Annotated in this window: 15 protein-coding genes; 10 read left to right on the top strand and 5 right to left on the bottom strand. The window is 48.2% G+C overall.

The genetic code is table 11. From position 1 onward, the window contains the following. Positions 1-70 precede the first annotated feature (70 nt). Positions 71-1,036, top strand: coding sequence for a Dyp-type peroxidase (locus tag CWI81_RS06885; protein WP_126784579.1), 966 nt, complete (start codon positions 71-73; stop codon positions 1,034-1,036). On the opposite strand, the gene argR is transcribed toward CWI81_RS06885, so the two are convergent. Beyond that, positions 1,012-1,485, bottom strand: coding sequence for a transcriptional regulator ArgR (argR, locus tag CWI81_RS06880; RefSeq protein WP_126784578.1), 474 nt, complete (start codon positions 1,483-1,485; stop codon positions 1,012-1,014). The genes CWI81_RS06885 and argR overlap by 25 nt on opposite strands. Positions 1,486-1,618: 133 nt before the next feature. On the opposite strand from argR, the gene mdh reads away from it, so the two are divergent. Continuing rightward, entirely contained in the window at positions 1,619-2,551 is a 933-nt protein-coding gene (gene mdh, locus CWI81_RS06875) for a malate dehydrogenase (protein WP_126784577.1), read from the top strand. Between the two features lie 135 nt (positions 2,552-2,686). Here the strand turns inward: mdh and ispB are convergent, their stop codons facing one another. After that, positions 2,687-3,658: an octaprenyl diphosphate synthase gene (ispB, locus tag CWI81_RS06870; RefSeq protein WP_126785002.1), complete on the bottom strand. Its 972-nt coding sequence runs from the start codon at positions 3,656-3,658 to the stop codon at positions 2,687-2,689. Between the two features lie 321 nt (positions 3,659-3,979). Between ispB and rplU the strand changes: the two genes are divergently transcribed. The 8 genes from rplU (at position 3,980) to CWI81_RS06830 (ending at position 10,550) form a co-directional block, all read left to right on the top strand. Continuing rightward, positions 3,980-4,291 (top strand): 50S ribosomal protein L21, encoded by a 312-nt coding sequence (gene rplU, locus CWI81_RS06865; protein WP_126784576.1) that lies wholly within the window; start codon positions 3,980-3,982, stop codon positions 4,289-4,291. 15 nt (positions 4,292-4,306) lie between these two features. Then, the gene (gene rpmA / locus CWI81_RS06860) at positions 4,307-4,564 is read left to right on the top strand and encodes a 50S ribosomal protein L27 (RefSeq protein ID WP_126784575.1); all 258 of its coding nucleotides are present in this window, start codon (positions 4,307-4,309) and stop codon (positions 4,562-4,564) included. Positions 4,565-4,688: 124 nt separating this feature from the next. Continuing rightward, positions 4,689-5,855 carry an Obg family GTPase CgtA gene (cgtA, locus tag CWI81_RS06855; RefSeq protein ID WP_126784574.1) on the top strand — a complete coding sequence of 389 codons (1,167 nt, stop codon included), beginning with the start codon at positions 4,689-4,691 and terminating at the stop codon, positions 5,853-5,855. Between the two features lie 207 nt (positions 5,856-6,062). Beyond that, positions 6,063-6,563: a type 3 dihydrofolate reductase gene (folA, locus tag CWI81_RS06850; RefSeq protein ID WP_126784573.1), complete on the top strand. Its 501-nt coding sequence runs from the start codon at positions 6,063-6,065 to the stop codon at positions 6,561-6,563. 115 nt (positions 6,564-6,678) lie between these two features. Then, on the top strand, positions 6,679-7,053 hold the full coding sequence (locus tag CWI81_RS06845; protein WP_126784572.1) for a DUF3718 domain-containing protein: 375 nt from the start codon (positions 6,679-6,681) through the stop codon (positions 7,051-7,053). 148 nt (positions 7,054-7,201) lie between these two features. After that, a complete protein-coding gene (locus CWI81_RS06840) occupies positions 7,202-8,668 on the top strand; it encodes an alpha/beta hydrolase (protein ID WP_241970379.1) in 1,467 nt (488 codons plus the stop codon). Positions 8,669-8,670: 2 nt separating this feature from the next. Beyond that, entirely contained in the window at positions 8,671-9,405 is a 735-nt protein-coding gene (locus CWI81_RS06835; RefSeq protein WP_126784571.1) for an ABC transporter ATP-binding protein, read from the top strand. After that, on the top strand, positions 9,405-10,550 hold the full coding sequence (locus CWI81_RS06830) for an ABC transporter permease (protein ID WP_126784570.1): 1,146 nt from the start codon (positions 9,405-9,407) through the stop codon (positions 10,548-10,550). Before CWI81_RS06835 ends, CWI81_RS06830 begins: the two co-directional genes overlap by 1 nt. A gap of 23 nt (positions 10,551-10,573) precedes the next feature. On the opposite strand, the gene CWI81_RS06825 is transcribed toward CWI81_RS06830, so the two are convergent. The 3 genes from CWI81_RS06825 to ahcY form a co-directional block, all read right to left on the bottom strand. Further along, positions 10,574-11,791 carry an NAD(P)/FAD-dependent oxidoreductase gene (locus CWI81_RS06825; protein WP_241970378.1) on the bottom strand — a complete coding sequence of 406 codons (1,218 nt, stop codon included), beginning with the start codon at positions 11,789-11,791 and terminating at the stop codon, positions 10,574-10,576. A gap of 107 nt (positions 11,792-11,898) precedes the next feature. Next, entirely contained in the window at positions 11,899-12,474 is a 576-nt protein-coding gene (locus CWI81_RS06820; protein ID WP_126784568.1) for a GNAT family N-acetyltransferase, read from the bottom strand. Then, positions 12,474-13,859 carry an adenosylhomocysteinase gene (ahcY, locus tag CWI81_RS06815; RefSeq protein ID WP_126784567.1) on the bottom strand — a complete coding sequence of 462 codons (1,386 nt, stop codon included), beginning with the start codon at positions 13,857-13,859 and terminating at the stop codon, positions 12,474-12,476. The genes CWI81_RS06820 and ahcY overlap by 1 nt, the downstream gene beginning before the upstream one ends. Positions 13,860-13,861: the final 2 nt, after the last annotated feature.

The raw sequence follows: 13,861 nt of genomic DNA, 5'->3' as shown, positions 1-13,861 counted from the left end.
ACGGCAATGTAAAAGAACTGAAAAACCGCACAAGATGTCGCAGATACTATAAAAATAACGGGGAAACAGTTTGCTTAAAGCACAATCAGGCGTTTGCGCCGAACCTAATCTGCACGGGTTAACGTTATTCTGTAATGTGATGACTGACGATGTCGACTCGATGCGGCGAAAATTAGCACGTATCCCGGCGATCATTACCGAATTAGATGACCGCTTTTCGGAATCCATGTTGAATGGCTTTGTTGCTATAGGAGCCGACTATTGGGATGTCATTTATCCGGAAACTAAGCCTGTCTATTTACATCGCTTTCCCGAGCTTCAGCAAGCTGACCGAGAAGCACCGCGACAACCTTTTGACCTGCTACTGCAAATTCGCTCAGATCGATTTGATGCCAACTACCTGGCTGGCCGAACGCTATTAGAATGGCTTGGTTATGATATTGAGGTAGTCGATCAACTACGCACTTTTCGCTACCTCGACGGGCGTGATTTAACGGGCTTCATCGACGCTCCGGATAATCCTAAGGGCCTGCGAAAACGGGCAGTAGCCCTGTTAGATAAAGAGCAGGATCAGGAGTTTGCCGGCGGCAGCTATTTGTTGTTACAAAAATTTCGGCATGACTTGCGCCACTGGGACCATTTGGGCGGCGATAGACAGCAGCAAATAATGGGTCGTGATAAAGTGACTGGCGAGCGACTTCCGGAAGCTGAAATAGAAGGTGTTACACACGCCAGTAAGACTCGTTTGATAAGCGACGATGAGCAGCCCATTCCGTTGCTACGACAAAATATGCCCTGGGGCGACCTGCGTGAGCAAGGGTTATTAGCTCTTTACTTAAGCCAACAGCCTAAAGCAGTGAACGACTGGTTAAAGCAGCGTTATTACGAAGACGAGCAGGGTAATTACGACCCGTTGCTTGATTATACCCAAGCAGTGACCAACGCCAGTTTTTTTGTGCCATCGCCGGACTTTTTAAACCAGCACAGCTATCCGGCGCAGCCGGAGCATAATCAGGGTTCGGATACTACCGAGTGAGTGGCAAACAACTCTTTAACCTTATTTAAGGTAAAGTCAATTTCAGAGACTTTTAGCGGCGCGATGAAAATAGTGTCGTCACCAGCAATGGTGCCAAGTACGCCTTCTTTCTTACCGACCGAGTCGAGTAATCGCGCGATTAACTGAGCGGCGCCGGGACTGGTGCGAATGATGATCATGACATCATTATGCTGAATATCCAGTACCAGTTGGTTTAATGGCGCTTTTGCAGAGGGTACGCTAATCTCCGAGGGTAAACAGTAGACCATTTCTTGTTTCGCATTCCTGGTTCGCACGGCACCATGTTTGCTGAGCATTCGCGAAACCTTAGACTGACTGACATTATTAAAGCCCTGAGCTTTAAGGGTGTTTACAATTTCGGTCTGTGAGCCGTAGCGTTCTTCTTTAAGTAACGCTTTAAAAGCGTCGAGTAGTTTCTCTTGAGTCATGGTTTATCGAGTTTCCCGAGCTGTCGTTTAAATTTGTAATTTTTACCCTATTAGAGTACAGTTTTGCGCCAAATATTGCATAACTATTCTATCTTTATGCAATACCTTATCAAACAGTCAAATGGAGTCTGAGATGAAAGTAGCCGTATTAGGTGCGGCCGGTGGTATCGGCCAGGCATTATCATTACTTCTAAAAACTCAATTACCAGCGGGTACTGAGTTATCTTTATACGACGTAGCACCAGTAGTACCAGGAGTGGCTGTTGATCTAAGTCACATTCCTACGGACGTCAAAGTTCAGGGCTTCGGCAAAGACGATTTAGCGTCAGCACTTGTTGGCAGCGATATCGTTTTGATTCCAGCAGGTGTCCCGCGTAAACCTGGGATGGACCGTTCTGACTTGTTTAACATGAACGCCGGTATTGTAAAAAACCTGGTTCAGGGTGTTGCTGACAATTGTCCAAACGCCTGTGTTGGTATTATCACTAACCCGGTAAACACAACGGTTCCAATTGCCAAACAAGTTCTGCAGAACAATGGTTGTTACGACAAACGTCGTCTGTTTGGGGTAACAACACTGGATGTTATCCGTTCAGAAGCATTCGTTGCTGAATTGCGTGGTTTAAATCCTGAGAACGTGAATGTTCCGGTTATTGGTGGGCACAGTGGTACAACGATTCTGCCATTACTATCCCAGGTAGAGAATGTTGAGTTTACGGAGCAAGAGATTAAAGACTTAACACACCGTATTCAAAACGCCGGCACTGAAGTTGTAGAAGCAAAAGCGGGCGGCGGTTCAGCAACCTTATCAATGGGTCAGGCAGCGGCTCGGTTCTGCTTGTCGTTAGTTAAAGGCTTGCAAGGTCAGGACACTATTGAGTGCACCTATGTTGAAGGACCTGGCGATCACGCGACTTTCTTCGCGCAGCCAGTACGTCTTGGAAAAAACGGCGCAGAAGAAGTTCTGCCGTATGGCGACATCAGTGCCTTCGAGAAAAAGTGCATGGATGACATGCTGGATGGCCTGAAAGGCGATATCCAGAAGGGTGTTGAATTCGTTAAATAATCGGCGTTTTGGGGCCTTCGGCCGGTTTGGGCTCGTGCTACGTACTCGCGGTGTAGCTTGCTGCCCTCGGCGCGAGGGTTTAACGCGCGAAGCGCCTAAACCGCCGAAGGCCTAAACCGGCGGAGCCCCACACCGCTAATTAATTCGATTCACCGATAAATCAGCCAACGATAACAACGCTTGTTTGTAATCAGATTCCGGAATATCAGCCAACGCATTTTTTGCCTGTTGGGCTGCTTCTAAGGCTTTATCTCTAGTGTAAGTTAGGGCGCCAGTTCTCTCCATTGCGCTAAGCACCGTTTGTAAGTGCTCACGTCCATCACCATTTTCGATTGCTTTTCGAATCAACTGTTGTTCTGTCTCATTGCCATGCCACATGGCGTAAAGCAGCGGTAAAGTCGGTTTGCCTTCGGCTAAATCGTCACCGGCATTTTTCCCCATAGTCTCTGTATCAGCCGTATAGTCCAGCAAGTCATCGACCAATTGAAACGCGGTACCTAGGTAGCGGCCATAGTCGGCCATCGAAGCGGTAATTGCAGATGGTTGTTTGGTGAGGATTCCGGCAAGCTGAGTTGCAGCTTCGAATAGTTTTGCGGTTTTACCGTAAATCACTTCAAAATACTGGGTTTCAGACGTGTCCGGTTCATTGCAGTTCATTAACTGCAGAACCTCACCCTCGGCAATAATGTTGGTGGCATCAGCTAAAATACTCAGTATTTCCAGGGAATCCAGCTGTACCATCATTTGGAACGCGCGAGTATATAGAAAGTCGCCCACCAACACCGATGCTTCGTTACCAAATACGGCATTAGCGGTTTTGCGGCCGCGCCGGAGCTCTGATTCATCAACGACATCATCGTGCAGGAGAGTAGCGGTATGAATGAATTCAATAATCGCTGCCAGCTTGTGGTGGTGGTCGCCGTCGTAGCCTAGAGCGCGGGCCGCGATAACCGTTAATAAAGGGCGTAAACGTTTGCCGCCACTATTAACGATATAAAGCCCAAGCTGATTAATTAACGCCACGTCCGACGTAAGTTGTTCACCAATTAGCGCATTAACACCCAGCATGTCTTGCTTGGCTAACGCATTAATGGACTGCATATCCATCATAGCTATCTGTTTTTTTACAAAATTTAACGGAGCCGACATAGTACACACTTTCGCTTAACACTGAAAGTGTGTAAGGCTATTTACCTTGCTGCGCAAGTGGCTGTTTGACGCCTTGCGCCGGCTATTTACGACATTGCTTTGCTCGAAACAGCCTTAACAAGCGTAGCGCCGTTGTAAATAGCCGCGAGCGGAGCGAGCAAAAAGCCGCCCGCCACGCGGGCAAATAGCCGAAATAACTGCTTGCGTTCATTTTAGCTTTTGCGTACAATTCGCGGCCTGATTTAAATTCGGATGCCCATAAGGGTTGTGGAGATTACTATGTACGCAGTATTCCAAAGTGGCGGTAAGCAGCACCGTGTGACTGAAGGCCAAATCGTCCGCCTGGAAAAACTGGAAGCAGCTACCGGAGACGTAGTTGAATTCGACCAGGTTTTGATGGTTTCAGACGGCAGCGATGTAAAAATCGGTGCTCCGTTCGTATCAGGTGGCAAAGTGAAGGCAGAGATTGTCGATCACGGTCGTGGCGATAAAGTAAAAATCGTCAAGTTCCGTCGTCGTAAGCACTCTCGTACTCAACAAGGTCACCGTCAGTGGTTCACAGAAGTGAAAATCACTGGTATCAACAGCTAATTAAGGAGTAACGACATGGCACATAAAAAGGCTGGTGGTTCTACTAAAAACGGTCGCGATTCAGAGAGTAAACGTCTTGGTGTAAAGCGCTTCGGCGGAGAGTCTGTTTTAGCAGGCAACATCCTGGTTCGTCAGCGTGGTACTAAGTTCCATGCTGGTAGCAACGTAGGTATGGGCAAAGACCACACGTTGTTCGCGACAAGCGAAGGCAAAGTGTCTTTTGAAACAAAAGGCAGCAAAAATCGTAAATATATTAGCGTCGTTTCTGACTAATAAATTGCGATAAACTGTCGCTTTCTAAATTAAGCGTCGGATTATAGAAGCCCTGCCAAATCGGCGGGGCTTTTTCATATGTGCTAGAATTTTATACAAAGCATTTAACCAAAGTAAGTAATCAATGAAATTTGTCGATGAAGCAGAGATCCGCGTCGAAGCGGGTGATGGCGGTAATGGTACTATTAGCTTCCGCCGCGAAAAATATATTCCTAAAGGCGGCCCTGACGGCGGTGATGGCGGTGATGGCGGCGATGTTTATTTAGAAGCGGATGAAAACCTCAATACCCTAATTGACTACCGCTTTGAACGGTTTCACCGTGCCCAGCGTGGGCAAAACGGTATGGGGAAAAACTGTACTGGAAAACGTGGCGAAGATATAACCTTGTATGTGCCTCCGGGTACGCGTGCCATGGATCAGGATACCGGGGAAGTTCTGGGAGACTTAACCCGACACGGGCAACGTCTGATCGTGGCTAAAGGTGGCTTTCACGGATTAGGTAATACACGGTTCAAAAGCAGTGTTAACCGTGCGCCGCGGAAAAAAACAGACGGTACCCCGGGCGAGATCAGGCAGTTAAAGCTGGAGTTAATGCTACTAGCTGATGTGGGCTTACTGGGTATGCCAAATGCTGGTAAGTCGACCTTTATTCGCTCTGTCTCCGCGGCCAAACCAAAAGTTGCTGACTACCCATTTACAACGCTAGTGCCAAATCTTGGTGTCGTGCGTCCAGCTGCTCATCAGAGCTTTGTTATCGCAGATATTCCTGGCTTGATTGAGGGCGCCGCAGAAGGAGCTGGGCTAGGCATTCAATTTTTAAAACACCTGGAACGTTGCCGGTTATTGTTGCACTTAGTGGATTTAGCGCCTTACGACGAAACTGACCCTGCCGAACAAGCGCGAATTATTATTGATGAGCTGGAAAAGTACAGTCCTAAATTGGCCGATAAACCACGTTGGCTGGTTATTAATAAAATTGATCTGGTGCTTGAAGAAGAACGTCAGGAGCTTGTCGATGCGTTAGTAAAAGAGCTGGATTGGGATGGCCCCGTTTATCAAATTGCAGCTTTGGAAGGACGTGATACGGACAAACTGTGTCGTGATGTTATGGCGTTTATCGAGACAATGCCGTCGCCTCACGAAGAAGCCGAAAGAGCCACCGAGGCTGACCCGGTAGACTTTAAATGGGATAGTTATCATGAAGAGGCCATGGAGCAGGCCGAAGACGATGACGACGATGATGATTTTGATGATGACGACTACGACGTCGAAGTCGTTTACGAACGGTAGCTTAGGGCTCGCTGCGCTCGCAGGTTTGGGCCTAAGGCAGGGTTGGGCGCTTTGCGCGGGTTGGGGCCTACGGCCGGTGTAGAGTCGCTGCGCTCTTGGTTTGACGGGCGCAGCCCCTAAACCCTTGCGCCGAAGGCTGCAAGCCACACCGGCCGTAGGACCCACACCACACCGAGAGGGGTAGCCGAAGCCTAAAAAGGAGATTTAATGAAAGTTTCACTTGTCGCCGCGATGGCTAATAATCGGGTTATTGGTAAAGACAATAAAATGCCCTGGCATATCCCCGGTGAATTAAAGTATTTCAAAAAAATTACCTTAGGTAAGCCAATTGTTATGGGGCGAAAAACCTTTGAGTCTTTGGGGCGACCCTTACCGGGCCGTAAAAATATTGTTTTATCAAGTCAGTCCCATCTTGCTGAAAGCCAGGATAATCAAGTGGTCTGGGTCTCTGGGGTTAAGCAGGCATTAGCGGCTGCCGGACCGGTGGAAGAGGTCATGGTTATTGGTGGCGGAAAAATTTATGAAATTTTTTTGCCGTATGCAGACCGGCTTTATGTTACTAAAATCGAACTGGATGTTGCCGGCGACACTTACTTCCCAGACTACACTCAAATAGCTGATTGGGTTGAGGTTGAGCGGCAAGAAGTTGCCCCCAGTAGCCCAGAACAGCCCGCCTATACTACCCTTATTCTCGAAAAGGTAAGTTAATAAATTGTTAATATATCATAGAGTTAGGGTTAAACAGGGCATTGATGATGGGGTTAAATCGTAGTATCATTCTGATGAAAATTTGAGCAATTGATGAGTGGTAGAGGTCACATTAATGAAAGCACTATTATTAGGCTCGCTGATTGCAGCGGTTGCTGCGACTGGGGTAACATATTCGAAAACCGCAGAAGCAAATGAATTAGCGTTAAGTCTGTGTACTTACGTGCAAGGCGACGACACTATGCGTATGCGTAAGAAACTTCGTGACTCACGCGTTCGTATCCGCGACGTGTACTCTGGTATTCAGTGTAACGGTCAAAGCCTGCTTCAGTTCGCAATGAGCAATGGCTCAACAGATATTGGCACGTTTATGGTTGGTCGCCTGTCAGTTGAAGATCTGAAAGCGTCAGGTGATTATGAATGGGCGCAAGCGAATGGCCACGGCGGCACCAAAATCGCAAGCGAAATTAAAGAGCGTGCTGGCCTTTAACTAACGGCGAGACGTTTTAATAATGAAAAAAGGCTTCCTACGGGAGGCCTTTTTCATATTTGCTAACAATTAATCCGCATAACTTCTTTGCTATATGGTTCAGGCTGGGTAACATAACTCAATAGCAGCATATTGACAGGGAAAGAAAATGCGAACTCGTTGGAGCTTTATACTCATTGTACCGATGGCATTGTTGTTGTCGGCGGTAGCCAAAGCCACGCCAGATAATTTAGCGGAACCGTCTTCTGGTAGCTGTTTTATCGATGGTATTCAGGAACAACTCACCTGTGGTTATGTACCGGTGCCGGAAAACTATCAGCAACCGGGCGCTAAGCAGATAAAGATCCACTACGCTATCTTGCCGGCTATTAGCGAGGGTGCAAAACCCGATCCTCTGTTGATATTAGCCGGCGGGCCCGGACAGGCTGCGACCGAGCTTGCTCCAATGATTTCCCGCATCTTTGATGCTGTCCGCCCGCAGCGGGATATTGTGCTTATCGATCAACGGGGCACCGGTAAAAGTAATCCTTTGGAATGCGACATATCGCACGCCGATGAACTCATTCAGTCCGATGAAGAGCAGAATCTGACTGAAACTGCCCGCAAGTGTCTGGCCAATTTTTCTGACACTGATACCTTACAGTACTCAACTCATAACAGCATTCGTGACTTTGAACGAGTTCGCAAAGAACTGGGCGTTGAGCAATTTAATTTGTACGGCGGCTCTTATGGCTCGCGCGCGGCATTAAAATATCTACAACTCTATCCTGACTCGGTTCGCACAGCGACTTTGGACGCAGTGGCGCCCCCACAGGTGATTATTGGCCCCTTTGGGCTGCACGGTAGCCTTGCGTTTGACCAGTTATTAGAAGACTGCCAGCAGCAACTGTCGTGCAGCGACGCATTCCCCGAGCTGGGAGATGACTATCAGCAAGTTATGAGTCGTTTGGGCAATGAGCAAGTCATTTTAGAAACCACCGACCCGTTGTCTCATCAGCCACTAACCATTCGACTAACACCAGGGCGGTTTAGCTCTATCATTCGAATGGCACTATACAGCCCAATGACGAGGCAATTATTACCTTACGCGATTCACTCGGCCGCAAAAAATAATTTCAAACCAGTTTTAGGGCTGATGGGTGGTACCACCATTGCCACGCAAAATTCAATTTACCTTGGTTTGATGTTGTCAGTGGTATGTAGCGAGGACTTACCGCGAGCCACTGATTCGTTATTTCAACAAGACGCTAATAACGATTTTATCGGTGGCCGCACTGGTGACGCTTTTAAGGCTCTATGTGCGGGCTGGGAGTCTAAGCCGGTAGCTGACGACTGGGACAAACCAGTAAAGTCTGAAAAGCCTGTTCTGTTGCTATCGGGAACGCAGGATCCTGTAACTCCGCCGCGCTGGGGAGATATCGCCGCGAGAACGTTGCCAAACAGTCGCCATATTGTGGCTGAACATGCAAGTCATACCATTGCGAGCCATACCTGCGCCAATACGTTGATAGCTAATTTTATTGAGCAGGGTAGCGTGCAGCAACTCAATGCCGAATGTTTAAAAAATAGAATACCACAGCCGTTCGTGCTGAATGTCAACGGCGAGGGGTTATAATCGTGATTGAAGTTAAACAGCTTAGTAAATCGTTTAAGGATATCCAGGCGCTTGATAAACTTACCTTTTCTGCGCCCGACGGGAAAATTACTGGCTTGTTGGGTCCGAACGGAGCAGGTAAAACAACCTGTTTAAGAATTATCTACGGGCTTTTGCAGGCACAAAGCGGCGAGGCTTTAATTAACCAGATTGATGCGAACCAGGATCCGATTAACGCCCGTCGGCAAATTGGCATTTTTCCCGATAAGTTTGGTTTATATGAACGACTGACAGTACGCGAGCAGCTAACTTATTTCGCGGCGCTGCACAACTTATCTGGCGACCACCTTGAACAACGAGTTAATAAAGTCATTGAACAGCTCGATATGCAGTCGTTAAGTGACCGCCGATCAGCTGGGTTTTCTCAGGGTCAGCGTATGAAAGTCGCGTTGGCGCAGTCGTTAGTGCATGACCCCAAGCATCTTATTTTAGACGAACCAAGCCGCGGACTGGATGTAATGAGTACTCGTATTTTGCGAGATATACTACGAGAACAGCGACAGCAGGGCACCTGTATTTTGTTTTCGAGTCATGTCATGCAAGAAGTCGCCGCACTATGTGACCGCGTAGTCGTCATGGCAAATGGTAGAGTTGCCGCCGAGGGAACCCCCGAAGAGTTATGCGAGATGACCGGCGAATCCGCGCTGGAAGAGGCGTTTGTCAAAATAATAGGTAGCGACGAGGGGATTGCAGCATAATGAGTAAGATAGTAACCATTTGGCGAAAGGAATTTCGTGATGCCCTTCGTGATAAGCGTTCGGTATTGGCGGCAATGTCTTACGCATTTTTTGGGCCCATGTTAATGGCCGTTGCGTTTTTCTTTTTAATCAATCAACTGACCGACCCCTCCGACGTTGAGATTACCATCGACGGGAAACAGCACGCGCCTCAGTTGGTGGAACACCTTAAAACTCAAGGTGTTGTTCAGCGGCAGGAACCGTGGCCTGATACCGTTAATCCGATTAAGTTAACGATTCCCGAAAGCTGGGACCAGCAGCTGAAGTCAGCAGAACCGGTTACTGTCATTTTAAGAGCCGATTGGTCAGCGCAAAAACAACAAACGGAAATCAAAAGAGTAGAACGAGCGGTCCAGAGTTATGCGGCCAAGGTTACCAACTATCGTTTATTGCTACGGGGGCTTGACCCACGAGTGGTACAGCCCATTAACCTAAGTAAGCAGGACGTTGCTACGCGAGGTTCAAAAGCAGCACTGATCATGGGTAGTGTCTTGGTGTTTATTTTGCTTTCTGTTTTTTGGTCAGGAATGAACGTGGCTATTGATATTAGCGCCGGTGAAAGAGAGCGCAACTCTTTAGAGCTATTATTATCGCAACCGTTAAGTACCGAGTCGATCGTCTGGGGTAAAACATTGGCGGCAGCTAGCTTTGCGATATTTGGGGGAGCTTTGTCACTGATTTTAATACCGGTCATTTTTCAGTTTGTGCCATTACAAGAAATCGGTATGAGTGTCGAGTTCTCAGCGTTCATGATCATATTGATGTTCGTGTTATTGATACCGCTGGCGCTGTTGGCGACGACGTTGCAGCTGTTTGTGTCATTTAGGGCGAAAAACTTCAAAGAGGCACAGACTTACATAAGCTTTTTGTTAATCATTCCAATGGCTGCGTCTTTTGGTGTTGAATTTGCCCGTTTGAAAACTCCTATTTTGTACTACCTGCCACTTACGGGTCAGCACCAGGCATTTTTATCACTGATTCGTGGAGAAGCTGTTAACTGGTTTGGAATTGGCGTTAGTGCATTAACGACCTTGGTGTTTGCTTACCTATTAGCTTTATTTATTAGTCGCATGCTAAACAGCGAAAAAACGGTGTTCGGTCTTTAAACAGCGGCTTCGATGGCGCTCCTTCATTCGGTCAGGCGGGCATAATGATAGTATGCCCACTGACCAACACGACGCATGGACGGCATAGGGAAACGTTTTAGCGGGCTTTGATAATAAGGCAGTCGCGGTAACTCCTCACCCATGGCTGCCTGCGCTAACCGTTTTCCTGCCAGGCTGCTAAAACTGACTCCAGCTCCGCAATACCCCATAGCCGCATATAAATTGTCGCCGATAGCCCCGACTCGCGGGTAGTCATCTAAAGACACACTAACCCAGCCACTCCAAAAGTGTTGCCAGTGGTCAATTGTGGCTAGTCCGGGGAACGATTGCTTGAGCGCTTTTAGGAGTTGCTTGGCGTAACTAGGATGGTGGGCTTGTTTACCGCGTATTGCTCCGCGTCCGCCCATCAATAATCGGTTATCCGGTAGTAAACGGAAATAATATTTTAGTATCCGCGTATCCATATAAGATTGAGCCGGCGTTAGGCCTGTATCGGCCAACTGCTGCTGCGTTAGCGGCGGCGTGGTAATAATACTGGAAAGGGCGGGAAGAGAGCGGCCTGTTAAGGCGGGAACTAACTTATTAGCAGTGTAAGCGTTGGTACAAATTAACAACTTGCTGCAGCTTACAGCGCCTTCCGTAGTCTCTACTTGCCAGCCGTCAGCGAGCCGCTTTACCGATAACGCACTACAGTTTTCCACTAGGTCGACGCCAGCTTTAGCGGTTTGCTGAGCAGTCACTGCAGCTAGTTTTAACGGGTTAACACTAACGCAGTCATCAAACTTGAGTCCGGCCAGCGCATGGCGGTTGTTTAGCTGCTCACTGAGCTGTTCGCCGGACAGCCAGGACACTGGCTGGTTAAACTGTTTAAGGGTCTGATACTGTTGCCGTAACGGCTCAATTGCTTTAGCTCGGTGTGCCAGCTTAATGTAGCCGCCGCGCTGAACATCACATTGGTCAGGAGACTGGCTTATCCACTGCTTCACCAGCTCTAATGCTGTCTGGTGTTCGTCGGCGATAGCCTTTGCCGTCTTGTCACCAAGCCGGTCGGCCCATTGTGACAGACCCAGGCGGCCGGTACTTTTCATCACGAAGCCGGCATTACGACTGGAGCATCCCCAGGCAATCCGGTTTGCATCAATAACGGTGACTTGTTGTTGATAACTCTCGGCTAGGGTCTTGGCAGCATTAAGTCCGGTATAGCCGGCGCCGATGATTAACACATCAGAATGTTTCGGCATCGATGCCGTGTCCGGCCAGCGTACTTTTGTGTGCTTTTCCCAATAACTGTCTACGGCATGCTGCGCTGGGGGCAAATGTTTATCACTAAGCGGATCATACATAACACTTAAGTATCAAACATCAGAATCATTTCGCCCGCGTCACAACGACAGTTGCCATCACAAACAGGGCAGTAGTAGCCGTCTTCAAGGGAAGCTTGTAACCAACGATCGGGATGGCGATTAACCAGCACGCCACCACACCGGGAAAAATATTCATAAGCACTGTTTGCCGGACTTTGCAGCCAAATATGAGCAAGTCCAGCGCGACAGCCAAGGTCTGCTGCGGCATTAATACTTTTTTGCAAAAGCTGTTTGCCGATACCTAAGCCGCGAGCGCTTTCGGCAACTGCTGCACACTTAAAATAACAAATATGCTCGGGTTCAACGGGCCATTCCTCAGGCGTGCAGGCTTGGTCAATAGACCAGTTACCGGGCGCTAGCGTCAAACGTACGCCAACCACTTTCCCCTGTTTCTCGGCTAAGAAATTAAGCTTTTTGTTACCAACAGTGCCGCCTTCTAGCAGTGCTGCCAACGATTCGCTATTTAGGTAATTGTCGCCATGAACCTGGTTAGCTAAATCAATAACGGCCGCCGAATCGGCAGCCGTTATTTCGCGATAAACGATGTCGTTATCTATCATTAGTAGCGATACTCATCAGTTTTGAACGGGCCATCCACGTCAACATGGATGTAGCCTGCCTGTTCAGAAGTAAGCTTAGTAATAACGCCACCAAAACCCTGGACCATGTAACGAGCTACTTCTTCATCCAGTTGCTTAGGTAGTACCTCTACGCGCAAGTACTCTTTTTGCTGTTCCAAAGTCATATCAGCAAATTTTTGTCCGAACAGATGCAGTTGTGCCAATACCTGGTTTGCAAAAGAACCGTCCATAATACGGCTTGGGTGACCGGTCGCGTTACCCAGGTTTACCAAGCGGCCTTCGGCCAACAACAGGATATAATCTTTGTCGTCGTCCGAGCGGTAAATTTTATGAACCTGAGGTTTAATTTCTTCCCAGCGCCAGTTATCGCGCATAAACTTAGTATCAATTTCGTTATCAAAATGACCAATGTTGCAGACAACCGCCGTCGACTTAATCGCGGCCAGCATGTGGCGGTCACAGACATCCATGTTGCCGGTGGTGGTAACCAGTAGGTCAGTATTTTCTAACAACGCCTTATCGATAGTGCTGCCGCTGCCATCGTTAACGCCACCAATGTACGGAGAGACAACTTCAAATCCGTCCATACAGGCTTGCATTGCGCAAATTGGATCAATCTCCGACACTTTAACGATCATGCCTTCCTGGCGTAAGCTGGCAGCAGAACCTTTGCCAACATCCCCATAACCAATGACGAGGGCTTTTTTGCCGGACATCAAGTGGTCAGTGGAGCGTTTTATCGCGTCATTTAACGAATGGCGACAGCCGTACTTGTTATCGTTCTTAGATTTCGTCACCGCGTCGTTCACGTTGATAGCAGGAACCCGAAGTGTACCTTTTTCCAACATGTCCAGCAGGCGGTGAACACCGGTGGTGGTTTCCTCAGTGATGCCATGAATTTTTTCTAACATCTGTGGGAACTTGTCGTGGATCATTAACGTTAAGTCGCCACCGTCATCCAAGATCATATTAGCGTCCCAAGGCTTACCGTCTTTATGACAGGTTTGCTCCAGGCACCATTCATATTCTTCTTCGGTTTCGCCTTTCCAGGCAAAAACAGGAACACCGGCTGCAGCCATTGCTGCGGCAGCATGGTCTTGAGTGGAGAAGATGTTGCACGATGACCAGCGCACTTCCGCGCCAAGTTCCAACAACGTTTCAATTAGGACAGCCGTTTGAATCGTCATGTGAATACAGCCAATAATGCGAGCCCCTTGCAGCGGCTTTTCTGCGGCATATTTGCGGCGAATAGTCATCAGCGCTGGCATTTCAGATTCAGCAATCGCGATTTCTTTGCGGCCCCAGTCGGCTAAACTAATGTCCGCGACTTTATAGTCAGTGTGCTTTGGATCGTTCAAACTCATAA

The sequence above is a fragment of the Idiomarina seosinensis genome (assembly GCF_003987275.1).
Lineage (GTDB): Bacteria > Pseudomonadota > Gammaproteobacteria > Enterobacterales > Alteromonadaceae > Idiomarina > Idiomarina seosinensis.
Note: the sequence above shows the minus strand (reverse complement) of the source record. Positions and strands in the feature narration are given on the sequence as shown.

What these genes read in the sequence shown, in the direction of transcription:
- argR (WP_126784578.1), bottom strand. Translation starts at nt 1,485, where the DNA reads ATGACTCAAGAGAAACTACTCGACGCTTTTAAAGCGTTACTTAAAGAA.
- mdh (WP_126784577.1), top strand. Translation starts at nt 1,619, where the DNA reads ATGAAAGTAGCCGTATTAGGTGCGGCCGGTGGTATCGGCCAGGCATTA.
- ispB (WP_126785002.1), bottom strand. Translation starts at nt 3,658, where the DNA reads ATGGATATGCAGTCCATTAATGCGTTAGCCAAGCAAGACATGCTGGGT.
- rplU (WP_126784576.1), top strand. Translation starts at nt 3,980, where the DNA reads ATGTACGCAGTATTCCAAAGTGGCGGTAAGCAGCACCGTGTGACTGAA.
- rpmA (WP_126784575.1), top strand. Translation starts at nt 4,307, where the DNA reads ATGGCACATAAAAAGGCTGGTGGTTCTACTAAAAACGGTCGCGATTCA.
- cgtA (WP_126784574.1), top strand. Translation starts at nt 4,689, where the DNA reads ATGAAATTTGTCGATGAAGCAGAGATCCGCGTCGAAGCGGGTGATGGC.
- folA (WP_126784573.1), top strand. Translation starts at nt 6,063, where the DNA reads ATGAAAGTTTCACTTGTCGCCGCGATGGCTAATAATCGGGTTATTGGT.
- CWI81_RS06845 (WP_126784572.1), top strand. Translation starts at nt 6,679, where the DNA reads ATGAAAGCACTATTATTAGGCTCGCTGATTGCAGCGGTTGCTGCGACT.
- CWI81_RS06840 (WP_241970379.1), top strand. Translation starts at nt 7,202, where the DNA reads ATGCGAACTCGTTGGAGCTTTATACTCATTGTACCGATGGCATTGTTG.
- CWI81_RS06830 (WP_126784570.1), top strand. Translation starts at nt 9,405, where the DNA reads ATGAGTAAGATAGTAACCATTTGGCGAAAGGAATTTCGTGATGCCCTT.
- CWI81_RS06825 (WP_241970378.1), bottom strand. Translation starts at nt 11,791, where the DNA reads ATGCCGAAACATTCTGATGTGTTAATCATCGGCGCCGGCTATACCGGA.
- CWI81_RS06820 (WP_126784568.1), bottom strand. Translation starts at nt 12,474, where the DNA reads ATGATAGATAACGACATCGTTTATCGCGAAATAACGGCTGCCGATTCG.
- ahcY (WP_126784567.1), bottom strand. Translation starts at nt 13,859, where the DNA reads ATGAGTTTGAACGATCCAAAGCACACTGACTATAAAGTCGCGGACATT.